The sequence below is a fragment of the Micromonospora aridisoli genome, from assembly GCF_056150025.1.
Genome location: NZ_JAXCFK010000153.1, coordinates 1 through 541, shown reverse-complemented (window position 1 = coordinate 541; position 541 = coordinate 1). Strand labels below are relative to the sequence as shown.

Annotated in this window: 1 protein-coding gene; it reads left to right on the top strand. The window is 36.0% G+C overall.

What is annotated here, in order from left to right; genetic code table 11:
* The coding region (locus SM447_RS29840) for a hypothetical protein (protein WP_474576199.1) at nucleotides 1-390 on the top strand (390 nt) is incomplete at its 5' end.
* Nucleotides 391-541: the final 151 nt, after the last annotated feature.

The following is a 541-nucleotide window of genomic DNA, read 5'->3' as shown; positions in this document are numbered from 1 at the left end:
CATGTCAAAGTGATCACACATCATCCTGCGAATGATAATGCTGGAGATTTCTATACTTGGCAACAAATACTTGACTTTGGCATAGAAGAAGTTCGGATCCCGGATCAAAACATAAATCTAAAAGTAGCATTGGAAGAATGGGACTGGGCAAAGAATCATCCTGATTCTAGAATACAATGGATCTGGACCATAGGAAAAATTGCCGAAGTGGATAATGTTGTTAAGTTTCAGAAAGGCAAATGGGATTGTTCTGATGCCGGCATGGTACTTTATTGGATGACGGGAGCTACAAATGGTGGTGCAAAAGAAGCTTCTGTCGATTACATCAAATCATTGTTATCAACATACATTGAATCACATCCAGAACCCAAAAAAAAAGCTAAAAAATGACACCCCCTAATTTGATTTTGACGTGAAGTAGGCATATCGCATAATTTTCTAGATCAAATTGTCACAAGATCTCACCAACAAAAATGTAATTAAAATTGATTATGAGAAGGATATATTTTTTTATCATAGCATTCAGTATGCTATCGAACAA